The following is a 26,219-nucleotide window of genomic DNA, read 5'->3' as shown; positions in this document are numbered from 1 at the left end:
GCAACTTTGCATACCCTACAAGCTTTGGTTACTAATACCGTAAGCATGTAACTCGAACAGTTTTGTTCACCCCTATATATTGGAATTCTTTTACAGCCCTTTTGGTTGACAGATTCTACCGCCACTCAGTTTTGAGTGGCGTTTTTTTTGCCTGCTACTTTTCCAAACCGCTTTATCTCGTCACTTTCCCTGCTGTTCTGCATGGTTGTTTTTTAAACGCCAAAATATCAATTTGCGCCTTATTACTGATCCTGTTGAAAAATACACAACTCTTGTGGGTTTGAATTCAGAATTTAATGGCTAAATTCTCTATCAAAATAACCGATGGTCGAAAAAGTAACCAAGATTTCTTATTGTGTTTAATAGTCTTAATTGACTGTTTATTAAGATTATTTCCTGGTAATTACTTCGTTTTTAATCGCTTTGTTTCATACGGCATTCTGATAAATATCGATTAGAGCCTTAATTCTATCTGGAATTTGTTATTTGATAACTTTATAATCCACAGCCAATCGATTACGCAACCGTTTACTTTTACCCTTATAGGATTCGATAATGTTCGAAAAGCTATTCAAACTCAGTGAAAACGGCACCAATGTGCGCACTGAAATCATCGCAGGTCTAACAACCTTCCTAACAATGGCTTACATCATTTTTGTAAACCCAATGATCCTAGCTGATGCTGGTATGGACCACGGCGCTGTATTTGTAGCAACCTGTTTAGCGGCTGCTATTGGCTGTTTCATCATGGGCTTTGTTGCTAACTACCCAATTGCTCAGGCACCAGGTATGGGTTTGAACGCATTCTTTACCTATGCAGTTGTTATGGGGATGGGTTATACGTGGCAAGTTGCTCTGGCAGCGGTTTTCGTATCAGGCGTAATCTTCATTTTCTTAAGTATCTTTAAGATTCGTGAATGGATTATCAACTCGATTCCTATGTCTCTGCGTGTTGGTATCTCTGCGGGTATCGGTCTTTTCTTAGCGTTTATTGCTCTGAGCAATGCTGGCATCGTTGTTTCTAACCCTGCAACTAAGGTGTCTCTGGGCGACATTACCGCGATTGCTCCTATCCTTGGCTCATTAGGCTTCTTCCTTACGATTGCTCTTGTTCACCGTGGTGTGAAAGGTGCGGTAATGATTGCAATCCTAGCAATCACGGCTCTTGGTATTATTATTGGTGACGTTCAATACGGCGGCATCATGTCTACACCACCAAGCCTTGCACCAACGTTCATGCAGCTTGATTTCTCTGCTGTATTTGAAATCGGTATGATTTCAGTGGTATTCGCATTCTTGTTCGTCGATTTGTTCGATACAGCGGGTACTCTGGTTGGTGTTGCAACAAAAGCAAACCTAATCAAAGAAGACGGCAAACTTCCTCGTCTAAACAAAGCACTGCTTGCTGACTCTACAGCAACATCTATTGGTGCATTGCTAGGTACATCAAACACAACTTCTTACGTTGAGAGTGTTGCGGGTGTCGCTGAAGGTGGTCGTACTGGTCTAACGGCCGTTGTTGTTGGTATCTTATTCCTACTGGCTCTTTTCTTCTCGCCACTTGCAGGTATGATTCCGGCTTACGCAACATCAGGCGCGCTTTTCTATGTAGCAATTTTGATGATGTCTGGTCTAGTTGGCATTGATTGGCGTGATCTTACGGAAGCAGCACCAGTCGTGGTAACATGCCTGCTTATGCCGCTGACGTACTCTATCGCTGAGGGTATTTCACTAGGTTTCATCGCTTACGCTGCAATTAAGCTGCTAAGTGGTAAAGGTCGCGATGTTTCACCTGCTGTGTGGGTAATGTCAGTTATCTTTATTCTTAAATACATTTTCGCTTAATCGTCTACATTTCTGCTTCATCGCTGAAGAGGCTATGTTTGAGATAGCCTCTAATAACATGACAAAATTATTAGGTTTTATACTATGAGCAACAAATTCATTATCACTTGGGACAACATGCAGACTTACTGCCGTCAACTAGCTGAAAAGCAAATGCCAGCAGAGCAGTGGAAAGGTATCTGGGCTGTAAGCCGTGGTGGTTTGGTTCCTGGTGCAATCTTGGCTCGTGAATTGGGTATTCGTCACGTAGATACGATTTGTATTTCTAGCTACGACCACGATCACCAACGTGATATGACAGTCGTTAAAGCTCCTGAAGGTGACGGCGAAGGTTTCTTAATCGTTGAAGACCTTGTAGATAGTGGCGACACTGCACGTAAGCTTCGCGAAATGTACCCTAAAGCAAAATTAATTGCTGTATGTGCTAAGCCTTCTGGCGCACACCTACTAGACGAGTACATTGTTGATATCGCTCAAGACACATGGATTGAGCAGCCTTGGGATACTAGCCTAAGCTATGTTGAGCCAGTAAATCGCAAGTCAAAATAAGCGTAAACTTAGTTTTTTGAGAAATGACCCTTTATAGGGTCATTTTTTTTTATATTATTAGTGACAACCATTTCTTATTAAGTATCCCAATGTCTGAATCAGAAGAAACGAGCTCGAACCTTTCGGAAACCTTGTTTGTAAAGCACAAGCAGGCGAAAGAGACCTCAATGTTGACACAATACATGCCAAGCTCTGAAGCGTTATTGGATGAGAAGCGTGAACAGCAAAACTCATCATGGTACCGAAATCTAAGACGTCTTCAGTGGGTATGGCAAGGCGTTAACCCAATTGAGCAAGAAGCGGTATTGGCTCGTATCGCATCATCAGATAACTCTCGTACAACCGATGAGTGGCTTGATACGGTCATGGGTTACCGAAGTGGTAACTGGGCATACGAATGGACTAAGTTGGGTATGCAGCACCAAAACCGTTCTAATGAAAAGAACGGAGAAGAAATGGCTGAAGAGCTATTTTCAGCTTCGTTGTGTTTCAGTATCGCGGGCTACCCACATCTTAAAAACGATAACTTGGCAGCTCAGGCTCAAGTGTTAGCGAATACAGCCTATTCCGAAGCAATTAAGCACACCAAGCTGATCGTTAAACAGATTGAAGTGCCATACAAAAACAAGAAGATTAAAGCGAACTTACATCTAACCAAAACAGACAAACCACAACCGGTTGTGATTGTCAGTGCTGGCCTAGACAGTTTGCAGACCGATATGTGGCGCTTGTTTAGGGATTACTTAGCACCAAAGAACATTGCTATGCTAACAGTCGACATGCCATCGATAGGGCACAGTGCGCACTGGCCTTTAACGGAAGACTCGTCTTGCCTGCACCAAGCCGTACTGAATGAACTGCCTAATATCCCTTGGGTCGATCATCATAAGGTTGGCTTGTTTGGTTTCCGTTTTGGTGGCAATGCGATGGTAAGATTATCTTTCCTTGAGCAGCATAAGCTTAAAGCGTGTATCTCTCTAGGCGCTCCAATTCACGATATCTTTGTTCATGCCGACAAACTTAAGCAAATGCCTAAGATGCATTTAGATGTGTTGGCTTCTCGCCTGGGTAAAGGGGCGGTCGATATCAATAGCCTTTCTGGGCAGTTGATGGCGTGGTCACTCAAGGTACAAGGTTTACTGTCAAACAGTAAAACCAGTGTTCCTATTTTGGCAATGGCTTTGGAAGGCGATCCTGTTTCACCACCAATGGATAATCAACTGGTTGCTATTTACAGTGATTACGGAAAAGCGAAGAAAATCAAAGCTAAGTCAATTACACAAGGTTATGAGCAATCCCTCGAATTGGCGATAAAGTGGCTTGAGGATGAATTATTTAGATGACATTTCTCCAAAATTAGTTAAGCATGAAAAGTGTACAAACTAAGTACCTGATACTCAGAGATAATTTATAAAACCTAATTGCGTAGTTTTTACGTATAACAATCTGAGTAACGTCATTCTTAACATTGAAAATGGAGATTCAATATGTCAGAAGTGACACAACAACCTACGCATTACCGCTTGTTGAATGTTTTAAAGGCTATCGGGCCTTACTTGAGGGAACCGCAATCAGAAGAAGGCCACTACATTTTTGATTGTTTGTCTGTGTGTGTGAACGATAAAAAGTCACCAGAAGAGCGTGAATTCTGGGGATGGTGGTTGGAGTTGGATAAGTCGGAAGACGGATTTTCGGCGAAATACAACACGGGTAAATACAATATCGATGGCAACTGGGATCCTTTGCCATTACCGAAAAAAGCGGTGGCTGAGGTCTCTCGAACTCAGGAAGCCTTTCACCAAAAGCTGGTTGATGAACTTCAAAAGAAATTTGAAATCAGCGTTCAGTTAGACGAAGAGTCTGTCGAATTCGTCTGATTTTAAAGGTTACTCTTCTATATAAAGCAAAAAGGTGCGATTTCGCACCTTTTCTGCTTGTGAATTCCCCTTTTGATTGCTAAAACATCACCTCTTATTTGTTTTATCCATAAAAGACTTCATGACAACAAATCATCAAAGCGGGACAACAACACAGCGTAAAACTGTCGTTGTTAAACTGGGTACCAGTGTCTTAACTGGTGGAACATTGGCATTAGACCGCGCTCATATGGTTGAGCTGGTTCGTCAATGTGCTGAATTAAAAAAACAAGGCCACTCTGTGGTTATGGTTTCGTCTGGTGCAATTGCAGCAGGACGTGAGCACCTTGGTTACCCCGCACTTCCCAACTCAATGGCGAGCAAACAGTTGCTTGCGGCAGTTGGGCAAAGTCAGTTGATTCAAGTTTGGGAGTCTTTGTTTGCTATCTATGGCCTTAAAATTGGCCAGATGCTGCTGACTCGTGCTGATCTTGATGATCGCGAGCGTTTTCTGAATGCCCGTGACACGATCAATGCACTCGTTGAACACGACATTATTCCTGTCGTTAATGAAAACGACGCAGTTGCGACCAACGAAATTAAAGTGGGCGACAACGATAACTTGTCGGCACTGGTTGGTATTTTATGCGGTGCTGATAAGCTTTTGCTGCTAACTGACCAAAAAGGCCTGTTTACGGCTGACCCTCGTAAAGATCCAAATGCTGAGCTCATCAAAGAAGTGAAAACGATTGATGACACACTGCGTAAGATCGCAGGCGGCAGTGGTACTACGTTGGGTACTGGCGGCATGGCGACAAAACTGCAGGCGGCTGATATCGCTCGTCGTGCAGGTATTGAAGTTATTATTGCAGCAGGCAGTGCTGAAAACGTGGTGTTCGACTCATTAAGTGACAACCCACAAGGCACACGTTTCCTACCGTTAGCTGAAGCGCTAGAAAACCGTAAGCGTTGGATTTTAGCGGGCCCTGCTTCTGCAGGTGACATCGTGGTAGACGATGGCGCAGTAAACGCTGTTAACACCAAAGGCAGTAGCTTGTTGGCAAAAGGGGTTATTCGAGTTCAAGGCGAGTTTTCTCGTGGTGAAGTCACCCAAGTCACAGACAGTAAAGGCAAGGTAGTGGCGCGTGGTATCGCTAGCTACTCAAGCCAAGACCTAGCAAAAATAGCAGGCAAGCACAGTAAAGATATTGGCGACATTCTTGGTTACGATTACGGGTCAGAAGTCATTCACCGTGACGACCTTGTTGTAATCCAAGAATAGCTCGTGATGAGAAGGCGAACCGCCTTTTTGCATCCAAAGACAGACAGAATTTAGGGAGAGTTAAACGTGGATTTAACTAACATGGGTATCGCAGCAAAAGAGGCTGCTTTCCACCTAGCGACCGCATCTACGGCGCAAAAGAATAAAGCATTGGCGATCATCGCTGATGAGCTAGAAGCAAACGCAGCAACGATTTTAGAAGCGAATGCGAAAGACATCGACCTGGGTCGCGAAGCGGGTCTAACGGACGCACTGCTTGATCGTCTACTTCTGAATGAAGAACGCTTAACGGGCATCGCTAACGACGTTCGTAATGTCATTAGCCTAAACGACCCTGTGGGCAGCGAAATCGACAGCAAGGTACTGGAAAACGGTATGTCATTGTCTCGTCGTCGTGTACCGCTTGGTGTTGTTGGTGTTATCTACGAAGCACGCCCGAACGTAACGATAGATATTGCGGCACTGTGTCTGAAAACAGGCAACGCAAGCATTTTGCGTGGTGGTAAAGAGACCTTCTTCTCGAACATGGAGCTGGTAAAAGTTATCCAGTCTGCACTAGAGAAAGCGGAACTTCCTGCCGCTTCTGTTCAGTACATTGAAAAGCCAGATCGTGAGTTGGTTTCTCAGCTGCTTAAGCTAGATGACTACGTAGATATGATTATCCCTCGTGGTGGCGCTGGTCTACACAAAATGTGTAAAGAGAACAGTACTATTCCAGTTATCATCGGTGGTTTCGGTATCAGCCACATCTTTGTTGATGAGAGCGCTGACCTTGAGAAGTCTGTTGATGTGGTTGAAAACTCGAAAGTTCAACGTCCATCTGCATGTAACTCATTAGATACTTTACTTGTTCATGAAGCGGTGGCTGAGGAGTTCCTTGATAAGCTTAAAACACGTTTAGCGGATAAAGTGACATTAGTAGCAGACTCAAGCGCGAAGGCACTTCTTGCTGATTTTACTGACGTGCGTGATGCAGGTGAAGATGACTTTGACACCGAATGGCTAAGCTACACACTTGGCGTAAAAGTGGTTGCGGACGTTGCAGAAGCGATTGACCACATGCGCGTACATAACGCGAGTCACTCAGACGCAATCATGACTAACAGTCTAGAAAGCTCTGAGCGCTTTATTAACTCGGTAGGTTCTGCTGCGGTTTACGTGAATGCATCAACTCGCTTCACCGATGGCGCACAGTTTGGTCTAGGTGCAGAAGTGGCGGTATCTACTCAGAAACTGCATGCTCGCGGCCCAATGGGTTTAGAAGAACTGACAAGCTACAAATGGGTGGGTAAAGCGAACTATTTAGTTCGAGGTTAACGTTCACGTTAATTTTCCTCCTCAGCTCATTTAGAAATTGCTATCGCGTAGCAATAATCAATGAATCACCACACAAAAGGGCCTTAATTGGCCCTTTTTCTTTCCTAACGTTTGGCAATTCCGTTACACTGATATTCAATTATTTGGAGGTGATATGCATTGTCCTTTTTGTTCAGAGAACGACACTAAAGTAATCGATTCAAGACTGGTAGCCGATGGCCATCAGGTTCGTCGTCGCCGTCAATGCCTTGCATGCAGCGAACGTTTTACTACGTTCGAATCGGCAGAACTTGTGATGCCTAAAGTAATTAAGTCGAATGGAAACCGCGAACCATTTAATGAAGATAAAATGGTGGGTGGTGTACAGCGCGCCCTAGAAAAGCGCCCAGTGAGTGCTGATGCGATTGAACTTGCGATCAGTACGATTAAGTCACAACTCCGTGCAACTGGTGAGCGTGAAGTACCAAGCGAAATGATTGGTAACCTTGTGATGGGCCAATTGAAAGAATTGGACAAAGTGGCGTACATCCGTTTTGCCTCTGTTTACCGCAGCTTTGAAGACATCCGAGAGTTTGGCGAAGAAATCGCTAAATTAGAGGATTAATCCCTCAATCATGTCTAACTTCTCTCCCCTAGATTTTCAAATGATGTCGCGTGCTATCCATTTAGCGAAACGCGGCATTTACACCACTGCGCCAAATCCAAATGTCGGTTGTGTGATTGTACAAACCGATGGACAAATTGTTGGTGAAGGCTTTCACGCCAAAGCGGGTGAACCTCACGCTGAAGTGCATGCCATGCGAATGGCGGGTGATAAGGCAAAAGGTGCGACGGCTTATGTCACCCTAGAGCCTTGTTCTCATTACGGTCGAACGCCGCCTTGTGCCGAGGGCTTGATTAAGGCTCAAGTGGCTAAAGTCATTTGCGCTATGCAGGATCCAAACCCGAAAGTCGCTGGCCGTGGCATCAAAATGCTGCGTGATGCGGGCATTGAGGTTGAAATCGGTTTACTGGAGCAAGATGCTTTAGACTTGAACCCTGCATTTATTAAACGCATGCAAACAGGCATGCCTTTTGTTCAGCTTAAGATGGCAGCCAGTCTCGATGGGCAAACGGCGCTAGCAAATGGCCAGAGCCAGTGGATCACATCGCCAGCAGCGCGTCGTGATGTTCAAAATTATCGAGCAAAGGCGGGCGCAGTATTATCAACCAGCCAAACGGTGATTGATGATAATGCTTCACTGAATGTTCGCAGGGCTGAATTACCAAGTAGCGCACAAGCTCATTACGCTGAAGCTGACGTGCGTCAGCCTGTTCGTGTGATTCTTGACCGTCAAAACCAACTGCGCCCTGAGCTCAAGTTATACCAATCGCCAACACCTGTATTAAGAGTCGCAGAGGCATCTGCAGATATTGAGGTCGGCACCACTGAGACAGGTCAGCTCGATTTACACGACCTGATGCGTCAATTACCTGCGAATCATATCGACCATATTTGGGTCGAAGCAGGCGCTACATTATCAAAAAGCTTGATTGAAGCGCAGTTGGTGGATGAGCTAATCCTTTATTTAGCACCTAAACTTATGGGCAGTGACGGACGAGGTTTGATGGGCGCTTTAGGGCTCACCTCAATGTCTGATGTGATTGACCTAGAAATTAAAGATGTTCGACAAGTTGGTGTGGATATTCGCATAGTAGCGAAACCCGTATTTCGAAACCGATAGTAACGAAACTATAGTGGGAATAAATCCGCTCACTACATACATGTCGTTGACAACAAAAAGAGTTTTAAAATGTTTACAGGAATTGTAGAAGCCGTAGGTACATTGAGTGCAATTACTCCCCGCGGAGAAGACATTACCGTAACGGTTAACGTAGGTAAGCTTGATATGGCCGACGTTCAGTTAGGCGATAGTATTGCTACCAACGGTGTGTGTTTGACGGTCGTCGAATTTAACGACCACAGCTACAGTGCAGATTTGTCACTTGAGACCCTGAAAAAAACGGGTTTTGTTGATTACCAAGCGGGTGACAAAGTGAACCTAGAGAAAGCGATGCTACCGACGACACGTTTCGGTGGTCATATCGTATCGGGTCACGTAGATGGTGTAGGTGAGATTGTTGAGCGCAACCAAGTTGGCCGTGCGATTGAGTTCTGGGTCGAAATGCCCGCTGAAATCTCAAAGTACGTTGCTCAAAAAGGCTCGATTACCGTCGATGGCATTAGTCTTACTGTGAACGATTTACGTAAGAATGCATTTAAGCTGACGATTGTTCCTCATACTTCTTCAGAAACCACCATCGATCAATTCCATGTTGGTCGTAAAGTGAATCTAGAAGTGGATGTGTTAGCGCGCTACATGGAGCGCCTACTGCAAGGTCAGCAACAAGAGTCTGAACCTGAATCTCGATTGACGATGGAATTCTTACAACAGAATGGTTTTGCCTAACCGTTGATACGAAGTGCATTTAGCGCCACTTTGTAAAGCGAAGCAATATCATCAGGTTTAAATAGTGTCGGTTCTAGGAAGCAGAACCATTTCAAAGGATATAGAACAATGCCAATTAGTACTCCTCAAGAAATTATTGAAGACATTCGCCTAGGAAAAATGGTTATCCTGATGGATGATGAAGATCGCGAGAATGAAGGCGATCTGATCATGGCAGCAGAACATGTTACGCCAGAAGCAATTAACTTCATGGCAATGTACGGCCGCGGCTTAATCTGTCTGACGCTGACTAAAGAGCGTTCAAACCGTATGGGCCTAGCGCCTATGGTTCAAGACAACAATGCACAGTACACCACTAACTTTACGGTTTCGATTGAAGCTGCTGAAGGTGTGACGACGGGTATCTCTGCATCAGATCGTGCTGTTACGGTTCAAGCAGCAGTAGCGAAAGACGCAAAAGCGGCCGACTTGGTTCAACCAGGTCATATCTTCCCATTGACGGCTCAAGAAGGCGGTGTGTTAACTCGCGCGGGTCATACAGAAGCGGGTTGTGATTTAGCTCGTCTAGCAGGCTGTGAGCCAGCATCGGTTATCGTTGAGATCTTAAATGACGACGGCACCATGGCACGTCGCCCAGATCTTGAAGTGTTTGCTGAAAAACACGACATCAAGTTAGGCACGATTGCTGATTTGATCGAATACCGTAACAACACAGAAACAACGATCGAGCGCGTTGCACAATGTCATTTACCAACAGAGTTTGGTGATTTTGAGTTGGTGACTTACCGTGACACAATTGATAACCAGATCCACTACGCAATGCAAAAAGGCGACTTGTCTGATGGCGCTCCTTTAGTGCGTGTTCACCTACATGATACGTTTACCGATCTGCTTCATTCTGATCGTGGCACTGAACGTAGCTGGTCGCTAGATAAAGCGATGAAGCGCATTGGCGATGAAGGCGGTGTACTGGTTATTCTTGGCAATGAAGAGTCGTCTGATTCTCTGATTCACAAAGTGAAGACGTTCGAAGCTCAAGATAAGAATGAACAACCAACCATGGCGAAGAAGCAAGGTACTTCACGTCGTGTGGGTGTAGGTTCTCAGATCCTACAAGACCTCGGTGTTCATGATATGCGTCTGTTGTCTTCAAGCACTAAGCGTTACCATGCACTAGGTGGTTTTGGTCTTAACGTGGTTGAATACGTCTGTGAGTAACCACTCACAGATTAATTTGTAGCAACACAATCAATGATGACTCTGATTGCTCTTTTGGTGATGAATTAGGCTAAAAGAGCACAGTCGCTAAGCTTAATTTTTCGTGCGTTAAATGCAGATGCTTGGCGACTTGTTGTTCCTATACGCTTGGGAGCAGCACTGCGTTATCATCTTTACATCTCCGGTGTCTGTTCTGCTAAATTAGCATTAGATATTGCTCACAGTTTTGTGCTAGAATCCGGCGATTCTCACTTGATGAAAATAGTTAAAGGAAGGCTTATGAAAGTGATCGAGGGTGGCTTCCCAGCGCCAAATGCAAAAATTGCTATCGTTATTGCTCGTTTCAACAGTTTTATTAACGAAAGTTTACTTTCTGGTGCAATCGATACTTTAAAGCGTCACGGACAAGTAAGCGAAGACAACATCACTGTTGTTCGTTGCCCTGGTGCAGTTGAACTTCCACTTGTAGCGCAGCGCGTTGCAAAAACAGGTAAGTTCGATGCGATTGTATCTCTTGGTACAGTAATTCGTGGCGGTACGCCTCATTTTGACTATGTTTGTAGTGAATGTAATAAAGGTTTGGCACAAGTGTCTCTGGAATACTCTCTTCCAGTAGCGTTTGGTGTTCTTACTGTTGATACGATCGATCAAGCTATTGAACGCGCAGGAACCAAGGCTGGTAATAAGGGTGCAGAAGCTGCACTTAGCGCACTTGAGATGATCAACGTTCTTTCTGAAATCGATTCCTAATGGGGGCCAGTGTGAAACCAGCCGCACGTCGTAACGCACGTCAATTTGCTCTACAAGCAATTTATTCTTGGCAAATTACTAAAGAAAATATTGCTACCGTTGAAGAACAGTTCTTATCTGGTGGTAAGTATGATGAAGAAGAGCATCATGCTGCAGAACCTGCACTTGCTATGCCAGAAACAGACGTTGCATACTTCCGCGACCTGCTAACTGGTGTTGCTCTTAGCCACATGGAACTTGATAGCAAGCTTCGTCCATTCGTATCTCGCCCTATGCAAGATCTGGATCTGATGGAACTAGCGCTTCTACGTTTAGCTATGTACGAGATGACTCGTCGCGAAGATGTACCATACAAAGTGGTTATCAACGAAGCTATCGAACTTGCGAAAGTATTCGCAGCAGAAGACAGCCATAAGTTTGTTAACGGTGTGCTTGATAAAGCTGCACCGCACGTTCGTAAGAAATAAGACGTTCGTATATTGAATCTAAAGGTCAGCTTTTATGCTGGCCTTTTTTGTAACTAAATTTCTGTAATACCAAAGATAGGGCATGTGATGTCTGGCGAATTTAACCTGATTGAAAAATATTTTGTAAATCGACAACCACAACGTAAAGACGTGCATTTGGCAGCTGGCGATGATTGTGCTTTGGTCAAAGCGCCAAGCAATGTTGAGATAGCGATCAGCACGGACACCTTAGTTGCGGGTACTCACTTTTTAGCGGAAGCGAATCCTGCTTGGGTCGCACACAAAGCCTTGGCGTCTAACATCAGTGACCTTGCGGCTATGGGCGCAACACCTGCATGGGTTTCATTTGCGTTAACCATGCCTGAAGTTGACGAAGCCTGGCTTGCCCCATTTTGTGACTCTTTTTTCAAACTGGCAGACTACTTTGGTATTCAGTTAATTGGTGGTGACACAACCAAAGGTCCACTAAGTCTGACACTGACTGTACAGGGCTTTGTTCCTGAAGGGCGAGCTCTACGCCGAGATGGTGCGAAAGTAGGGGACTGGATATATGTCACAGGTAACCTAGGTGACAGTAAAGCTGGGCTAGAGGTGTTATTGAACCCTGAACAGAATCAAGCTAAGCCTTATGCACTTGAACTTGAAGAGAGGCACTACATCAGCTCTCCACGAGTGCTAGCGGGTCAGGCTCTCGTGAGCCTTGCCTCGTCTGCGATTGATATCTCTGACGGCGTGATTGCTGACCTAAAGCATATTCTGAAGCGTTCAGAGGTTGGTGCAAGCATTGATGTGAGTTGTCTGCCTATCTCTCAGGAGTTACGTCAATTCGCGCTTGATGTTACGACAGCACAGCAGTACGCACTTACCAGTGGTGAAGAGTACGAGCTTTGCTTTACGGTACCAGAAGAAAATAAAGGGTCGCTAGAAAGTGCTTTGTCACACACTGGAACAAAAGTCACCTGCATTGGCCAGATAAGACCTGTAGAATATTTTGAACTACACAATAATGGTGAGCCACTAAGCTGGAGCTTAACTGGTTACGATCACTTTAAGGTTAATTGATGACAAACCCACTATCTGCAATCTCTCTTAAAAACCCTTGGCACTTATTAGCAACGGGTTTTGGCAGTGGCTTATCGCCTATTATTCCCGGAACAATGGGTACGCTTGCGTCTATTCCATTGTATTTATTGTTGGTTCAATTGCCGTTCCCGGCTTATGTTGCCATCGTGGTGGTAAGCTGCATTATTGGCATCAAGATCTGCCAAGTGACGTCTGATGATATGGGTGTTCACGATCATGGCTCTATCGTATGGGATGAATTTGCGGGCTTTTGGATCACCATGAGCCTAGTACCAATGTTGAGTATTCCTGCCGATGATTGGAAATGGTTACTGACAGGCTTTGTTCTATTCCGCTTCTTTGACATGGTAAAACCGTGGCCGATTGGTTGGTTAGACGCTCGAGTTCATGGCGGCTTAGGTATCATGATTGATGATATCGTGGCGGGTATTATGGCGGCGATTTCGCTGTATGCCGTGGCGCATTTTGCAGGTTGGCTAGTTTAAGATCTAGGCTGTATTTGCTATAAAGATTTAGATATAACGGCTTAAGTTTAAAATACAAAAACAAGGAATTACAATGTCTAAGAAGGTTTACTGCATCGCTCAATTTCAGCCAAAAGAAGGCAAACTGAACGAGCTGTTTGAGGTTTTAAAAGCACTAGAGCCAAACACTCTGCGTGAAGATGGTTGTATTCAATACACAGTGACTCGCCACATCCAGAGTCCGTTTGCGGAAGGCCAGAGTTTTCCAATTGCTTTCAACGAAATCTGGGCGGATAACGAAGCGTTTGAAGCGCACTGCCAACGTCGTGAAATTCAACAGTTCTTCCAAGAGCAGTGCGTTGATGAAACAGGTTTAGTTGAGAACTTTAATGTTGCTATCTACTCTGACGAACCTGAGAACTACGACGCGCCTGTTCTTAAGCCGTGCTGCTAATTTGCTATAACAACTGACTTAAACAGTGGCTAGCTAATGAGTTAGCGAATACTAAAAAGGTTGACCCTAGGGCCAACCTTTTTCGTTTTGTTGCTTATGCAGTTTGCTACTGAAAGCTATTTAGCAAGGTAGTCAGAGATAGACTTCTCAATACCTTTCGCGTCTAGGCCTAGCTCTTCATGCAGCTCACCTTGAGTGCCTTGAGCAATAAACTTGTCCGGTAAGCCAAGGTTCAGTACAGGCATTAGCAGTTTCTCTTGCATCAAGAACTCAATCACACCTGCACCTGCACCACCTGCGATTGCGTTTTCTTCGATAGTGACCAGCACATCGTGGTCAGCGGCAAGTTGTTTGATTAGAGCTTCATCTAGCGGCTTAACAAAGCGCATGTCTGCAACGGTGGCATCCATTGCATCAGCAGCTTGAAGTGCATTTTCTAGGAAAGTACCGAAGCTTAGAATGGCGACTTTCGATCCATCTTTTGTTTTTGTGCTTTCGCGAACGATACGACCTTTACCAATCTCAAGCGCAGTAAACTCACTTTGGATCTCAGTACCCATGCCATTACCACGAGGATAACGAACGGCACTTGGCCCTTTATGCTGATGGCCTGTGTATAGCATTTGGCGACATTCGTTTTCATCGCTTGGTGCCATGATCACCATGTTAGGAATACAACGCATGAAGCTTAAGTCGAATGCACCTTGGTGTGTTTGACCATCGGCACCCACAAGACCTGCACGGTCAATCGCGAACATAACCGGTAGATCCATGATAGCGACATCATGGATCAGTTGATCGTAACCACGTTGTAGGAATGTCGAGTAGATAGCCACAATCGGCTTATCACCCGCAATCGCCATACCGGTTGCTAGCGTCACTGCGTGCTGCTCAGCAATCGCTACATCGAAGTATTGTTCTGGGTACTCTTTCGAGAAACGCACCATGCCAGAACCTTCGCGCATCGCTGGCGTGATCGCCATTAGCTTAGGATCTTGAGCTGCCATATCACACAGGAAGTCACCAAAAATCTTAGAAAAAGTTGGTTTAGAGCTAGTGCTCTTAGGCAGACTTGAGTGTGCAGGATCGAATTTAGGCACACCGTGGTAGCCAATAGGATCTTTCTCTGCTGGCTCGTAGCCTTTGCCTTTCTTGGTCATGATATGCAGGAACTGAGGGCCTTTAAGATCTCTCATGTTCTTCAGCGTCTTGATTAGCTCATTCACATCGTGACCATCAATTGGACCAATGTAATTAAAGCCTAACTCTTCAAACATGGTGCCAGGGACAACCATGCCTTTTAGATGTTCTTCTGTACGACGAACCAGCTCTTTAATTGGCGGAACGCCTGATAGCACTTTCTTGCCGCCCTCACGAATTGACGTGTAAAGACTGCCAGAAAGAACTTGAGCTAGGTGGTTGTTTAGCGCACCTACGTTTTCAGAGATAGACATCTCGTTATCGTTCAGGATAACCAGCATGTCATTGTGAATATCACCCGCGTGGTTCATGGCTTCGAATGCCATACCAGCAGTAATCGCGCCATCACCGATCACACTCACGACTTTACGATTCTTGCCTTCTTTCTTAGCACTGATTGCCATGCCGAGAGCAGCACTGATCGATGTTGAAGAGTGACCAACAGAAAGAGTGTCATATTCGCTCTCTTCACGCCATGGAAATGGGTGCAGTCCATCTTTCTGACGGATAGTCGACAAGCGATCGCGACGACCTGTAAGAATCTTGTGCGGGTATGCTTGGTGGCCAACATCCCAAACCAATTGGTCAAAAGGCGTGTTGTACACGTAGTGCAGAGCCACTGTTAGCTCTACCGTACCTAAACCTGACGCTAAGTGGCCACTTGACTGGCTCACTGAGTTAAGAAGATAGGTGCGTAATTCATCACAAAGCTGTGTTAGCGTCTCTTTTGGAAGTAGACGCAAATCCTCTGGCTTATCAGCCAAAGCAAGAGTTGGGTACTTTGATATATCAAGAGTCATAGGTAATGCGCGCTTATTGTCTTAGTTCTTGCGCTCGATGACGTATCGGGCGAACTCTTCGAGTAACTGGGTATTGTATGGGATTGCAGCCAAAGCTTGAAGCGCTTCCTGTAGCAGAGTTTGCGCTTTTTCTTGAGCGCCCTCTAAACCTAGCAAAGAAGGGTAGGTGCTTTTGTTCAATTCTTGGTCAGAACCCTGTGGTTTACCCAAAGTTTCAGTATCGCTAGTGATATCTAAAATATCATCTTGAACCTGGAATGCTAATCCAATGGCATCGGCGTACTTGTCTAATTGGGGCATCACTTCAAATGCTTTTTCGCCAGCAGCGAGTGCTCCTAAACGAATCGCACATTTCATTAGAGCGCCCGTTTTATTGCGATGAACTTCTTCTAACTCTTCTAGCGTGACAGAGCGATTTTCAGCTTCAATATCAAGTGCTTGTCCAATGCACATGCCTTGTGCACCAGAGGCTTCTGCTAGGCGTTGAATCATTCGAACGCGATTGCTTTCACCGTCAGCACTTAATGTGCCTTCCGCAAGTATAGTAAACGCGAGAGTTTGTAGTGCATCGCCCGTTAAAATGGCCGTTGCTTCATCGTATTTGATGTGACAAGTCTGATGGCCACGACGCAGTTCATCATCATCCATTGCTGGAAGGTCGTCGTGAATCAGAGAATAGGCATGAATACATTCGATTGCAGATGCTGGAGTGTCGAGCTCTTCAGCGGTGCAGCCAAGCATTTCCCCTGTAATGTAGACAAGAAATGGACGTGCGCGTTTGCCGCCTAAAAGTAACCCATAACGCATCGCGTTGATAAGGTTCTGATTTTGGTGTGGCAGGCGATCAAGCCAAAGGTTCAGTTGCTCGTTATTACGTGCTTGATAAGACAATAAAGTCTCGATCATAGGGGATCTCATACAATTCGTTATTCTGGTTGTGGGTTAAAGTCACTAAGTTCTGCGTTTTCATCATTTTGCAGTAGGATGCTAACACGCTGTTCAGCATCATTTAGTTTGCTTTGACCAGCACGAGCGAGGGAGATACCTCGTTCGAACTTCTTAAGCGCATCATCTAAAGCTAGATCACCATTTTCTAGTTGATCAACCAAGCCATCAAGCTCTTCGATTGCTGCTTCAAAGCTCATATTTTCAGGTTTCTTAGTAGCCATAATAAATCTGCGTTTGGAAAGATGAACGAACGTTACCCTAGGCCGCTGAGATGGTCAAATGTAACCAAGAAATTTTGCTAGAAAGTTCGTTTTTAAGGGGCTTGAACTCACTTTGCTTGAATAACCTTAGCTTTATCGAGTTTATGCGCTACGTATAAGAGCAAAGTAAGCCAATAGTTGGGATTCAAAAACGAAAAGTGTGATACTTAGGCCAAGAATTTACTAAAAGATCTTATAGTCTTGCCGATACAAGGAGTATCGTCGACATAGAGCTACAAAAAAGCATGAGGAGTGCTCAGTGGATTTAGCAACCCTAATAGGTTTGATTGGTGGATTTGCCTTTGTAATCATGGCAATGATCCTAGGTGGAAGCCTCGGGATGTTCTATGACACGACATCCATTTTGATCGTAATTGGTGGCTCAACCTTTGTTGTTCTAATGAAATTCACCATGGGACAATTTTTTGGTGCGGCCAAAATCGCAGGCAAAGCTTTTATGTTTAAAGCGGACGAGCCTGAAGATCTGATCGCGAAAGTAGTAGAGATGGCAGACGCTGCTCGTAAAGGTGGTTTCCTAGCACTTGAAGAGATGGAAATCAGTAACAGCTTTATGCAAAAAGGCATCGACTTATTAGTGGATGGCCATGATGGTGATGTGGTGCGTGCTGCGCTGCAAAAAGACATCGCATTAACGACAGAGCGTCACGAGCAGGGTGCGAAAGTGTTCTCTGCATTCGGTGATGTTGCCCCAGCGATGGGTATGATTGGTACCTTGGTTGGTCTGGTAGCCATGCTTTCGAACATGGATGATCCTAAAGCGATCGGTCCTGCGATGGCGGTGGCACTTTTAACCACGCTATATGGTGCGATTCTTTCGAACATGGTGTTCTTCCCAATTGCCGATAAACTTGCGCTACGTCGTGACCAAGAGACACTTAACCGTCGCTTGGTGATGGATGGCGTGTTAGCGATTCAAGATGGTCAGAACCCACGAGTTATTGATGGTTACCTCAAGAGCTACCTGAACGAAGGTAAGCGCACGATTGATGGTGAACCGGCGTAAGAGGAGTTTAAGATGGATGAAGAGAATCCATGTAAATGTCCTCCACCGGGGTTACCTCAATGGATGGGGACATTTGCTGATTTGATGTCATTGCTGATGTGTTTCTTCGTACTGCTGCTCTCATTCTCTGAGATGGACGTACTGAAGTTCAAACAGATCGCGGGTTCGATGAAGTTTGCGTTTGGTGTACAAAACCGCTTAGAAGTAAAAGACATCCCGAAAGGGACCAGTATCATTGCACAAGAGTTTCGCCCAGGTCGTCCAGAGCCGACACCGATTGATGTGATCATGCAGCAAACCATTGATATTACTCAGCAGACACTGGAATTTCATGAAGGTGAATCTGAGCGCGCTGGTGGCACCATGCGTGACCAAGGCAAAATGACCGGAGGCAAGTCGGCAGAAGTTTCGACTCACGATAATCAAAACTCTGAGTCAGACCAACAGCAACAACAAGCTGAAGCTCAATCGCAAGAGATGGAAACCTTGATGGAAAGCATCAAGAAGGCGTTGGAGCGAGAGATCGACCAAGGCGCGATTGAGGTGGAAAACCTTGGCCAGCAGATTGTAATTCGAATTCGTGAGAAGGGCGCATTTCCATCAGGTTCTGCTTTCTTACAACCTAAATTCCGCCCCTTGGTGAGACAGGTGGCTGAACTGGTAAAAGACGTTCCGGGTATTGTCCGAATCTCAGGACACACCGATAACCAACGTCTTGATTCTGAGCTCTATCGTTCGAATTGGGATTTGTCATCACAGCGAGCAGTATCTGTTGCGCAAGAGATGGAAAAGGTGCGTGGTTTCTCTCATCAACGTTTGAGAGTACGTGGCATGGCCGATACTGAGCCAGTAGAGCCGAACGATACTGAATGGCAACGTAGCCTTAACCGTCGTGTTGAAATCAGCATCATGCAGGGCGAACCGCTTTACAGTGATGAAGTGCCTGTTATTAATGAATAGCCTATACGTGCAGACGTTAGTATGCAGATAGCATCGAAAGCCCAATCTTATAATGAGGTTGGGCTTTTTGTTTACTGGCCTTTAATCATTTTCTCTGCTGCATTTATGTGGTTGCGAAACCTATTACTTTTAATAGCCAGCGGTTTAATGGTGCTGTAAGAGCAAGCACTCTTTTCCTTGCTTCACTTTCTCATGTATAATTCGCGCCCTTAGATTTAGATATGATCTATTCTTGCTTCAAGCGCTGTGTAAATTTCTAATTTACTTGGCGATGAGCGTTTTCAAAATTTTGAACATTAATGTTGTGAAAGTACTATGAAATTTATTGTTAAGCCCCATCCGGAAATTTTTGTAAAAAGTGAATCGGTGCGTAAGCGCTTCACAAGGATTCTAGAGTGCAACATTCGCAACGTTATTCAACGTCACTGTGAAAGTGTTGCGGTGTTCAACCGTCGTGACCATATCGAAGTGACCTCTGAGAGTGACCAGTACTACGCAGAAGTGTTAGAGGCTCTGACTCACACTCCAGGTATCCATCACTCTCTTGAAGTTCAACAGTCTGAATTCAAAGACTTGCACGATATTTATGAGCAAGTACTAGAACGCAGCCGTGCTGACATTGAAGGCAAGACTTTCTCTGTTCGTGCTAAGCGCCGTGGTAAGCATGACTTTACGTCTATCGAGCTAGAGCGCTACGTAGGTGGCGGTCTGAACCAAGCCGTTGAGTCAGCTAAAGTTCGACTAAAGAACCCTGATGTAACCGTTAAGGTTGAAGTCGCTAACGACAAACTTAACCAAGTACTGGCTCGTCATAAAGGCCTTGGTGGTTTCCCTCTTGGTACTCAAGAAGATCTACTAAGCTTGATCTCTGGTGGTTTCGACTCTGGCGTTTCAAGCTACCTGCACATCAAACGTGGTTCTAAGGTGCACTACTGTTTCTTCAATCTTGGCGGCCCTGCGCACGAGATTGGCGTTAAGCAAGTGGCTCACTACCTATGGAACAAATATGGTTCATCTGCAAAGGTGAAGTTCATTTCTGTAGATTTTGAACCCGTGGTTGCTGAAATCCTTGAGAACGTAGAAGACGGCCAAATGGGCGTTGTTCTTAAGCGTATGTTCATGCGTGCTGGTGGTATGGTTGCAGAGCGTTTTGGTATTGAAGCGCTAGTAACAGGTGAGGCGCTTGGTCAGGTTTCTAGTCAAACGCTAACTAACCTGCGCCACATCGACAACGTGACTGATACTTTGATTCTTCGTCCACTGATCAACTGGGATAAAGAAGACATCATCGATCTTTCTCGCATCATCGGTACTGAAGACTTTGCTAAGGTAATGCCTGAGTACTGTGGCGTTATCTCTAAGAAGCCAACAGTGAAAGCGAAGAAAGGCAAACTAGAAGCAGAAGAAGCTAAGTTTAACTTTGAAGTGCTTGATCAAGTGATCGAGAATGCTCGTGTTATGGATATCCGTGATATCGAGAAAGAGAGCCAAGAGCAAGCACCTGAAGTTGAACAAGTTCAAGCTGTTGCTGAGCATGCTATCGTTCTTGATATCCGTAGCCCAGAAGAAGAAGACGAAAGCCCACTAGAGATCGATGGTGTTGAAATTAAACACATCCCGTTCTTCAAGCTTTCGACTCAGTTTGGTGACCTAGACCAAGCGAAAGAGTATTTGCTGTACTGCGACCGTGGTGTAATGAGTCGTCTACAGGCGCTTTACCTACAAGAGCAAGGCTTCCATAACGTTAAGGTTTATCGCCCATAGTGGTGTATTGACCAATCGTTAGTAATTTTGCAAAGCCGCTTACTGAAAAGTAAGCGGCTTTTTTATTTTCTATTGTCAATGATTTACAGTAGTCAGACAGAGGTGTGAGTTTGGGCGTGCTATCGTCTGCTCCGTTTTGAAATTTTGATTGAGAGAGTGAGCTCTAAACGGGTTTATAAGTGACTGAACAAGTGTGAGTATACTTGAAGTATTCTGTTACTTTTAAGTACAACTTAATAGTCCAATTTGTATGTGTTCAGTTGATTATTTGAGTGGGTATCTGATTCTGTGATTAGCGATGAAAAATAATAAGGATTAATTAGCACAGCTATTGATAAACTTGTTGTTACATTTCTTTGGACATAAAAAAACACCGCCCATAAGGCGGTGTAAACAAATTTGACAGACAGGTCAAAATAAATACAGGAAGTACATGCCTCGTTTCAGTATAGAACTGCAACAAAACATTTGGTAGAACTCTACCCAACTCGAAAAGAACGAGTTTGCAAACACAACATCGCAGAAGCTAAACCAATTGATTCTAGAGAGAATCAAGCCGTTCAGGCTAGCTACTGCGGGATGAAATATAGAATTTCTCTGGCCGCTAGGCAATGGACAAATTATAATGTTTCAGATAAAAAAAACTAATGCTTATTTAGAGAGTAACTATGTCTCGTCGATTACCCCCATTAAACTCGCTAAGAGTGTTTGAAGCTGCTGCTCGACACTTGAGTTTTACGCGTGCTGCAGAAGAGTTGTTTGTTACTCAAGCTGCAGTCAGTCATCAGATCAAAGCGCTTGAAGAATTCTTATCTTTGAAGCTGTTTCGCCGAAGAAACCGTTCTTTGCTGCTGACTGAAGAAGGTCAAAGCTACTTCTTGGATATCAAAGATATTTTCACATCACTGGCAGAAGCGACGGATAAAGTGCTTGAGCGCAGTGAAAAGGGCGCATTAACCATCAGTTTACCGCCTAGTTTTGCGATTCAATGGTTGGTACCAAGGCTTGCTGATTTTAATCAGCAAGAACCTGATATCGATGTGCGAATCAAAGCCGTGGATATGGATGAAGGCTCGCTAACGGATGATGTGGACGTTGCTATCTATTATGGTCGAGGCAATTGGTCGGGGCTAAGAGCTGACAAGCTGTATCAAGAATATCTGATTCCACTTTGTTCTCCTTCAGTGCTGCTCGGAAACAAACCATTAGAATCTCTAAGTGATTTAGCATGCCATACGCTATTGCATGATACCTCTCGAAAGGATTGGAAACAGTTTGCTAAGCAAAATGGTATCGACGGGGTTAACGTTAATCACGGTCCTATCTTCAGTCACTCAACCATGGTGCTGCAAGCAGCAGCTCACGGCCAGGGCATTGCACTGGGCAACAACGTATTGGCACAACCTGAAATCGAAGCGGGTCGTTTGATTGCGCCTTTCGACGAAGTGTTGGTGAGCAAGAACGCCTTCTATGTCGTTTGTCATGAGAAACAAGCCGACATGGGCCGTATCGCCACCTTCCGAGACTGGATGCTGGCGAAAGCGCAAAGTGAACAAGAGGATTTACTCGATGAATAACGTCATCATTGATGGTGAAGACAATCCAATTACCTTTATCTTCGCCCATGGTGCTGGAGCAGGCATGGATCATGAGTTCATGCAGTCGGTAGCAAAAGGATTAGCCTTTAAAGGGATACGAGTAGTTCGCTTCAATTTCCCTTATATGATTAAGCGTGCGGAAGATGGTAAGCGTCGGCCACCTGACAGAGCACCTAAGCTACTTGAAGCCTACCAAGAGGTTATTGAGCAGGTTGATACCGATAAGCTTGTGATTGGCGGTAAATCGATGGGAGGACGTATGGCGAGCCATTTGTCTGAAGTAGACAAAGTGGCTGCGATGGCGTGTTTAGGTTTTCCTTTCCACCCGCCAGGTAAACCAGAGAAGTATAAAGGCGAACATCTCGCAGAGTTAGCCAAGCCGTGTCTTATTTTACAAGGCGAGCGCGATACTTTTGGTAAGCGTGAAGAGTTTGCTGACTTTGATCTGTCGGATTCTATTCGTGTCGAATTTATTCCTGATGGCGACCATAGCTTTAAGCCACGTAAGAGTTCGGGTTACACAGAGCAGCAGAACATTGCCTTAACCGTTGAGAAACTATCGGCGTTTATCAAAGAGGTGCTTAATGAGAAGTAAGTATTTACTCACGTTTGCCGGCCTCTCTGGCGCAATTGCAGTGATGCTTGGTGCCTTTGCCGCTCACGGCTTGAAAGCTATCTTGCCTGAGTATCTGTTAGGTGTATTTGAGACTGGTGTTCAGTATCAGTTTATTCATACGTTAGCGATATTGGCGTGTGGTGCTCTGCTACAGATGAAACTTGGCGCTAAATCACAAAAATATTTTTTCATTGCGGCAATTTGCTTTATCATCGGCATCCTTTGTTTTAGTGGCAGCCTGTATGCGCTGGCACTGACAGGAATAAAATGGTTTGGCCCAATAACCCCGTTTGGTGGTCTACTATTTATCATTGGTTGGGGAGTCTTCTCCTTCGCTGCTTTGAATATAAAAGAGGTAACTCAGTGAAACACGTACTACTTTATTGTCGCTCTGGTTTTGAAAAAGAATGTGCTGGCGAAATTCAAGACAAGGCAACACAACTGGAAGTGTTTGGTTTTCCTCGCCTAAAGAACAATACAGGCTTTGTATTGTTTGAATGTTACCAAGCAGGTGAAGCGGATAAGTTGATCAAAGAGATCGATTTCCAATCACTGATCTTTGCTCGTCAAATGCTAGCAGTGGCTGTTGAAATTAAAGACCTGCCAACCGATGACCGTATTTCTCCAATTCTTGAGGCGCTTTCTGAGAAAGAAGGTTTCCCTCGTTGTGGTGATATCCGTATTGAAACGCCAGATACTAACGAAGCAAAAGAGCTTTTGAAGTTCTGCCGTAAGTTTACAGTGCCAATGCGCCAAGCTATGCGTGGCAAAGGCCTGATGACAGCGAAAGACAACGCTAAGAAGCCCGTGCTTCATTTATGCTTCATCGCTCCGGGTCACTGTTTTGTGGGTTACTCTTACCCGTCGAACAACTCACAGTTCTTCATGGGTATTCCTCGTCTGAAATTCCCATCAGATGCACCAAGCCGTTCTACATTGAAGTTAGAAGAAGCGTTCCACGTATTCATCCCGCGTGATGAGTGGGACGAGCGTCTGGCTCCGGGTATGTGGGGTGTAGATTTAGGTGCTTGCCCAGGCGGTTGGACTTACCAACTAGTGAAACGTTCTATGTTCGTTCACTGTGTTGATAACGGCATGATGGCAGACAGCCTAATGGAAACGGGTCAGATTAAGCACCACATGGTGGATGGCTTTAAATTCGAACCAGACCGTAAGAACGTGACATGGATTATCTGTGACATGGTTGAGAAGCCGGCTCGCGTTGCACACCTTATGGGTGAGTGGATCATCAAAGGTTGGGCACAAGAAGCACTATTCAACCTGAAACTGCCAATGAAAGGCCGTTATGATGAAGTACTGCAGGATATCGAGAACCTAAAAGTGTTCCTTATTGAGAACAAAGTGAAGTTCAAGATGCAAGCTAAGCACCTTTACCACGATCGTGAAGAGATCACGGTTCATATTCAGTCGCTTTCAAACATCTCACCGCACTAATACGCGGTTAATGAACATAAAACGCTCCTAATAAGGAGCGTTTTTTTATTGTAAGAGGTTTACTCTGAGGTAGGCCACATTTCCCAAAGCATTGCTTCCATATCACTTTCTACATCATCGCTAGTGTTTGCGAAGAAATCCAAGTTGGTGCGGGCTTCTACCTCATCAATGGTTGTGACAAAGCTTGCGAGTTCACTGCTCGATACGTCACGATGAGGCACAATAAAAGCAATCGCATCGTTGTAATACGGGTCGAGAATCACTTTGTAGAATGCACTTGGAATCACGACGCCATTGCCAATAAAGGCTTCATTCCCATCATAAATAGGGCCTGTCACCACATAGAGCTCTTGATATTCATTGGCAAGGTCACGCACATGTTCTTCTAGCAATCGCCAGCCAACTCGGTTAAACCCAGGAAGCTGTGGTGACATATTGCTTAGCAAGAAGCTTTCTTGCATCGATATTTCGCTGAAGTCCATTGCAGCAGACGGAGCAAGGTGGCCGCGGTCATAGCCGGATTTTGAGTAATCACTTAGTGTTGACTGGGCGTATTCAGGGAGTTCTGAGTCGGCTTTAAAGCGATTACTTCGTTTGAACTGCCCATTGATGCTTTCTGCGGTGACATGGTAGGCAACCCAATCAGCATTCTTCATGGAATAGTTGTAGCCAATGGCATAACCGGTTCGACAAAGTACTTGGTCAGAAGATTCTGAAGGCAAGCCTTTAGCGAGATGTTCACCACAAGCTTCGGTTGCGACAGCAAGAGGTGTGATATTAAGTAAGAGGGTCGTTAATGATAATAAAAGTATGTTTTTCATTGTGTTTCTCCTTATTGGAGCAATGAAATTAAATACTTATATCAATAAGACTGTGATGAAGGCTTAATGTTAATCAATACTTGGTAAGGTATTGATTAACATTATGATTAAATTGTGAATGTAACGGAGAACACAACAGAAAGGATGAACATCCATAAGTGTTAAGCTTAATTACCAGAGAAGCGAATATCTTGCAGATTGAACCCAAGATCAATATCGGTTTTGAGTGCAGAGACTTGCTTACATACACGAGCTGATTCAATGTGTTCGTCGAACTTTTTACGATACTTTTTCGGTAGATCTTCTGCTTGATAGGCAGTTTCAATATCTGGATAAGTGGTTAATATTTCTTTGGCGGCTTTTGGCCCGACACCTGGAATGCCCGGTACTTGGCTAGAGCTGACGCCCGTTAACCCCCAGTAATCCGCCAGTTGTTCAGGTTTAACGCCGAATTCAGCTTCGATAAAGGGTTTATCTAACCAACGGTGCTGGAAGTAATCACGGATCTGCAGAGTGGGTGACAACAGTTGGCAATACCCTTTGTCTGTCGAGATTATAGTGACAGTTTCTCCGTGGTCAGCCACTTTTTTTGCCAGTGTTGCGACTAGATCATCCGCTTCATCACCATCAGATAACAGTGAATCAATGCCTAACTCCCACCAAGCCTGTTGGATAGCATCAAGGCCTTTCATTAATGGTTCTGGCATCGGTTTTCGGTTCTGCTTATAAGCTGGAAGCACTTCTGCACGCCAGCCTCGATCTTGTAAGTGGTGATCAAATACTGCGATGATGTGAGTGGGCTTTGATTCAGTCAGAATTTTATTGAGAGTGCGAGTTGTCGTAGTGATGGTTCTTGCTATATCGGTTGGATCCGGCTGAACGGAGTGCACGCGTCGGATGAGGTTTAAGGCATCGATAATAACAAGATGGATAGACATAAGTTTCCACTAAATAGACAATAAAAAAGGGGCTGCTAGCCCCTTATAGTAACGTATCACTTGGTGAGTTGAAACGTTAGCAACGTAAACGTCATCACCT

The 26,219-nt window shown here is 44.8% G+C and carries 27 protein-coding genes; 22 read left to right on the top strand and 5 right to left on the bottom strand.

The window, feature by feature from the left end; translation table 11 throughout:
- Positions 1-555 precede the first annotated feature (555 nt).
- From OCV56_RS12510 to OCV56_RS12440, 15 genes are all read left to right on the top strand, one after another.
- Entirely contained in the window at positions 556-1,845 is a 1,290-nt protein-coding gene (locus OCV56_RS12510) for an NCS2 family permease (protein WP_086715278.1), read from the top strand.
- 84 nt (positions 1,846-1,929) lie between these two features.
- The gene (gpt, locus tag OCV56_RS12505) at positions 1,930-2,394 is read left to right on the top strand and encodes a xanthine phosphoribosyltransferase (RefSeq protein ID WP_086715276.1); all 465 of its coding nucleotides are present in this window, start codon (positions 1,930-1,932) and stop codon (positions 2,392-2,394) included.
- A gap of 89 nt (positions 2,395-2,483) precedes the next feature.
- Positions 2,484-3,737, top strand: a complete 1,254-nt coding sequence (gene frsA, locus OCV56_RS12500; protein ID WP_086715274.1) for an esterase FrsA — start codon at positions 2,484-2,486, stop codon at positions 3,735-3,737.
- 144 nt (positions 3,738-3,881) lie between these two features.
- A complete protein-coding gene (gene crl / locus OCV56_RS12495; RefSeq protein ID WP_086715272.1) occupies positions 3,882-4,271 on the top strand; it encodes a sigma factor-binding protein Crl in 390 nt (129 codons plus the stop codon).
- Positions 4,272-4,347: 76 nt separating this feature from the next.
- On the top strand, positions 4,348-5,532 hold the full coding sequence (gene proB / locus OCV56_RS12490; protein WP_171349567.1) for a glutamate 5-kinase: 1,185 nt from the start codon (positions 4,348-4,350) through the stop codon (positions 5,530-5,532).
- A 66-nt stretch (positions 5,533-5,598) separates the two neighbouring features.
- Positions 5,599-6,849 (top strand): glutamate-5-semialdehyde dehydrogenase, encoded by a 1,251-nt coding sequence (locus OCV56_RS12485; RefSeq protein ID WP_086715268.1) that lies wholly within the window; start codon positions 5,599-5,601, stop codon positions 6,847-6,849.
- Positions 6,850-7,003: 154 nt separating this feature from the next.
- Positions 7,004-7,453 (top strand): transcriptional regulator NrdR, encoded by a 450-nt coding sequence (nrdR, locus tag OCV56_RS12480; RefSeq protein ID WP_004734394.1) that lies wholly within the window; start codon positions 7,004-7,006, stop codon positions 7,451-7,453.
- Positions 7,454-7,493: 40 nt separating this feature from the next.
- On the top strand, positions 7,494-8,573 hold the full coding sequence (gene ribD / locus OCV56_RS12475; protein ID WP_086715362.1) for a bifunctional diaminohydroxyphosphoribosylaminopyrimidine deaminase/5-amino-6-(5-phosphoribosylamino)uracil reductase RibD: 1,080 nt from the start codon (positions 7,494-7,496) through the stop codon (positions 8,571-8,573).
- 69 nt (positions 8,574-8,642) lie between these two features.
- Positions 8,643-9,299 carry a riboflavin synthase gene (locus OCV56_RS12470; RefSeq protein WP_008218644.1) on the top strand — a complete coding sequence of 219 codons (657 nt, stop codon included), beginning with the start codon at positions 8,643-8,645 and terminating at the stop codon, positions 9,297-9,299.
- A gap of 108 nt (positions 9,300-9,407) precedes the next feature.
- Positions 9,408-10,517 (top strand): bifunctional 3,4-dihydroxy-2-butanone-4-phosphate synthase/GTP cyclohydrolase II, encoded by a 1,110-nt coding sequence (gene ribBA / locus OCV56_RS12465; RefSeq protein WP_086715265.1) that lies wholly within the window; start codon positions 9,408-9,410, stop codon positions 10,515-10,517.
- 279 nt (positions 10,518-10,796) lie between these two features.
- A complete protein-coding gene (gene ribH, locus OCV56_RS12460) occupies positions 10,797-11,267 on the top strand; it encodes a 6,7-dimethyl-8-ribityllumazine synthase (RefSeq protein WP_004741508.1) in 471 nt (156 codons plus the stop codon).
- Entirely contained in the window at positions 11,267-11,734 is a 468-nt protein-coding gene (nusB, locus tag OCV56_RS12455; protein WP_004734399.1) for a transcription antitermination factor NusB, read from the top strand. Before ribH ends, nusB begins: the two co-directional genes overlap by 1 nt.
- Before the next feature lie 87 nt (positions 11,735-11,821).
- Positions 11,822-12,796 carry a thiamine-phosphate kinase gene (gene thiL, locus OCV56_RS12450; protein WP_086715263.1) on the top strand — a complete coding sequence of 325 codons (975 nt, stop codon included), beginning with the start codon at positions 11,822-11,824 and terminating at the stop codon, positions 12,794-12,796.
- A complete protein-coding gene (gene pgpA / locus OCV56_RS12445; RefSeq protein ID WP_086715260.1) occupies positions 12,796-13,302 on the top strand; it encodes a phosphatidylglycerophosphatase A in 507 nt (168 codons plus the stop codon). Before thiL ends, pgpA begins: the two co-directional genes overlap by 1 nt.
- Before the next feature lie 73 nt (positions 13,303-13,375).
- On the top strand, positions 13,376-13,735 hold the full coding sequence (locus tag OCV56_RS12440) for a putative quinol monooxygenase (RefSeq protein ID WP_008218634.1): 360 nt from the start codon (positions 13,376-13,378) through the stop codon (positions 13,733-13,735).
- Positions 13,736-13,851: 116 nt separating this feature from the next.
- On the opposite strand, the gene dxs is transcribed toward OCV56_RS12440, so the two are convergent.
- From dxs to xseB, 3 genes are read right to left on the bottom strand one after another with little or no spacing between them, the layout of a single operon-like run.
- Positions 13,852-15,735, bottom strand: coding sequence for a 1-deoxy-D-xylulose-5-phosphate synthase (gene dxs, locus OCV56_RS12435; protein ID WP_086715258.1), 1,884 nt, complete (start codon positions 15,733-15,735; stop codon positions 13,852-13,854).
- 21 nt (positions 15,736-15,756) lie between these two features.
- Complete coding sequence (ispA, locus tag OCV56_RS12430) at positions 15,757-16,641, bottom strand: (2E,6E)-farnesyl diphosphate synthase (protein ID WP_050649650.1); 885 nt, start codon at positions 16,639-16,641, stop codon at positions 15,757-15,759.
- Positions 16,642-16,661: 20 nt separating this feature from the next.
- Positions 16,662-16,904 carry an exodeoxyribonuclease VII small subunit gene (xseB, locus tag OCV56_RS12425; protein WP_004734405.1) on the bottom strand — a complete coding sequence of 81 codons (243 nt, stop codon included), beginning with the start codon at positions 16,902-16,904 and terminating at the stop codon, positions 16,662-16,664.
- Positions 16,905-17,202: 298 nt separating this feature from the next.
- Between xseB and pomA the strand changes: the two genes are divergently transcribed.
- The 7 genes from pomA to rlmM all read left to right on the top strand — a co-directional run bounded on the left by pomA (position 17,203) and on the right by rlmM (position 24,360).
- Positions 17,203-17,967, top strand: a complete 765-nt coding sequence (gene pomA, locus OCV56_RS12420; protein ID WP_086715256.1) for a flagellar motor protein PomA — start codon at positions 17,203-17,205, stop codon at positions 17,965-17,967.
- Positions 17,968-17,979: 12 nt separating this feature from the next.
- On the top strand, positions 17,980-18,927 hold the full coding sequence (locus tag OCV56_RS12415) for a flagellar motor protein MotB (RefSeq protein WP_086715254.1): 948 nt from the start codon (positions 17,980-17,982) through the stop codon (positions 18,925-18,927).
- Between the two features lie 315 nt (positions 18,928-19,242).
- Positions 19,243-20,691 carry a tRNA uracil 4-sulfurtransferase ThiI gene (thiI, locus tag OCV56_RS12410; protein ID WP_086715253.1) on the top strand — a complete coding sequence of 483 codons (1,449 nt, stop codon included), beginning with the start codon at positions 19,243-19,245 and terminating at the stop codon, positions 20,689-20,691.
- Positions 20,692-21,359: 668 nt separating this feature from the next.
- Positions 21,360-22,268 carry a transcriptional regulator GcvA gene (locus OCV56_RS12405; protein ID WP_086715251.1) on the top strand — a complete coding sequence of 303 codons (909 nt, stop codon included), beginning with the start codon at positions 21,360-21,362 and terminating at the stop codon, positions 22,266-22,268.
- Positions 22,261-22,884: an alpha/beta fold hydrolase gene (locus OCV56_RS12400; RefSeq protein WP_086715249.1), complete on the top strand. Its 624-nt coding sequence runs from the start codon at positions 22,261-22,263 to the stop codon at positions 22,882-22,884. Before OCV56_RS12405 ends, OCV56_RS12400 begins: the two co-directional genes overlap by 8 nt.
- On the top strand, positions 22,874-23,272 hold the full coding sequence (locus tag OCV56_RS12395; protein WP_086715247.1) for a DUF423 domain-containing protein: 399 nt from the start codon (positions 22,874-22,876) through the stop codon (positions 23,270-23,272). Before OCV56_RS12400 ends, OCV56_RS12395 begins: the two co-directional genes overlap by 11 nt.
- On the top strand, positions 23,269-24,360 hold the full coding sequence (gene rlmM, locus OCV56_RS12390) for a 23S rRNA (cytidine(2498)-2'-O)-methyltransferase RlmM (protein ID WP_086715245.1): 1,092 nt from the start codon (positions 23,269-23,271) through the stop codon (positions 24,358-24,360). The genes OCV56_RS12395 and rlmM overlap by 4 nt, the downstream gene beginning before the upstream one ends.
- Before the next feature lie 59 nt (positions 24,361-24,419).
- Here the strand turns inward: rlmM and OCV56_RS12385 are convergent, their stop codons facing one another.
- Complete coding sequence (locus tag OCV56_RS12385) at positions 24,420-25,181, bottom strand: DNA/RNA non-specific endonuclease (protein WP_086715243.1); 762 nt, start codon at positions 25,179-25,181, stop codon at positions 24,420-24,422.
- A 167-nt stretch (positions 25,182-25,348) separates the two neighbouring features.
- Positions 25,349-26,119 (bottom strand): flap endonuclease Xni, encoded by a 771-nt coding sequence (xni, locus tag OCV56_RS12380; RefSeq protein ID WP_086715241.1) that lies wholly within the window; start codon positions 26,117-26,119, stop codon positions 25,349-25,351.
- Positions 26,120-26,219 lie beyond the last annotated feature (100 nt).

Origin of the sequence: Vibrio gigantis (genome assembly GCF_024347515.1) — a bacterium.
Classification (GTDB): domain Bacteria; phylum Pseudomonadota; class Gammaproteobacteria; order Enterobacterales; family Vibrionaceae; genus Vibrio; species Vibrio gigantis.
The sequence above is the reverse complement of the archived record's forward strand: the minus strand, read 5'-3'. Positions and strand labels throughout refer to the sequence as shown.

Coding starts and splice junctions, on each gene's coding strand:
- OCV56_RS12510 (WP_086715278.1), top strand. CDS start 556: ATGTTCGAAAAGCTATTCAAACTCAGTGAAAACGGCACCAATGTGCGC.
- gpt (WP_086715276.1), top strand. CDS start 1,930: ATGAGCAACAAATTCATTATCACTTGGGACAACATGCAGACTTACTGC.
- frsA (WP_086715274.1), top strand. CDS start 2,484: ATGTCTGAATCAGAAGAAACGAGCTCGAACCTTTCGGAAACCTTGTTT.
- crl (WP_086715272.1), top strand. CDS start 3,882: ATGTCAGAAGTGACACAACAACCTACGCATTACCGCTTGTTGAATGTT.
- nrdR (WP_004734394.1), top strand. CDS start 7,004: ATGCATTGTCCTTTTTGTTCAGAGAACGACACTAAAGTAATCGATTCA.
- ribD (WP_086715362.1), top strand. CDS start 7,494: ATGATGTCGCGTGCTATCCATTTAGCGAAACGCGGCATTTACACCACT.
- OCV56_RS12470 (WP_008218644.1), top strand. CDS start 8,643: ATGTTTACAGGAATTGTAGAAGCCGTAGGTACATTGAGTGCAATTACT.
- ribBA (WP_086715265.1), top strand. CDS start 9,408: ATGCCAATTAGTACTCCTCAAGAAATTATTGAAGACATTCGCCTAGGA.
- ribH (WP_004741508.1), top strand. CDS start 10,797: ATGAAAGTGATCGAGGGTGGCTTCCCAGCGCCAAATGCAAAAATTGCT.
- nusB (WP_004734399.1), top strand. CDS start 11,267: ATGGGGGCCAGTGTGAAACCAGCCGCACGTCGTAACGCACGTCAATTT.
- thiL (WP_086715263.1), top strand. CDS start 11,822: ATGTCTGGCGAATTTAACCTGATTGAAAAATATTTTGTAAATCGACAA.
- pgpA (WP_086715260.1), top strand. CDS start 12,796: ATGACAAACCCACTATCTGCAATCTCTCTTAAAAACCCTTGGCACTTA.
- OCV56_RS12440 (WP_008218634.1), top strand. CDS start 13,376: ATGTCTAAGAAGGTTTACTGCATCGCTCAATTTCAGCCAAAAGAAGGC.
- dxs (WP_086715258.1), bottom strand. CDS start 15,735: ATGACTCTTGATATATCAAAGTACCCAACTCTTGCTTTGGCTGATAAG.
- ispA (WP_050649650.1), bottom strand. CDS start 16,641: ATGATCGAGACTTTATTGTCTTATCAAGCACGTAATAACGAGCAACTG.
- xseB (WP_004734405.1), bottom strand. CDS start 16,904: ATGGCTACTAAGAAACCTGAAAATATGAGCTTTGAAGCAGCAATCGAA.
- OCV56_RS12415 (WP_086715254.1), top strand. CDS start 17,980: ATGGATGAAGAGAATCCATGTAAATGTCCTCCACCGGGGTTACCTCAA.
- thiI (WP_086715253.1), top strand. CDS start 19,243: ATGAAATTTATTGTTAAGCCCCATCCGGAAATTTTTGTAAAAAGTGAA.
- OCV56_RS12405 (WP_086715251.1), top strand. CDS start 21,360: ATGTCTCGTCGATTACCCCCATTAAACTCGCTAAGAGTGTTTGAAGCT.
- OCV56_RS12400 (WP_086715249.1), top strand. CDS start 22,261: ATGAATAACGTCATCATTGATGGTGAAGACAATCCAATTACCTTTATC.
- OCV56_RS12395 (WP_086715247.1), top strand. CDS start 22,874: ATGAGAAGTAAGTATTTACTCACGTTTGCCGGCCTCTCTGGCGCAATT.
- OCV56_RS12385 (WP_086715243.1), bottom strand. CDS start 25,181: ATGAAAAACATACTTTTATTATCATTAACGACCCTCTTACTTAATATC.
- xni (WP_086715241.1), bottom strand. CDS start 26,119: ATGTCTATCCATCTTGTTATTATCGATGCCTTAAACCTCATCCGACGC.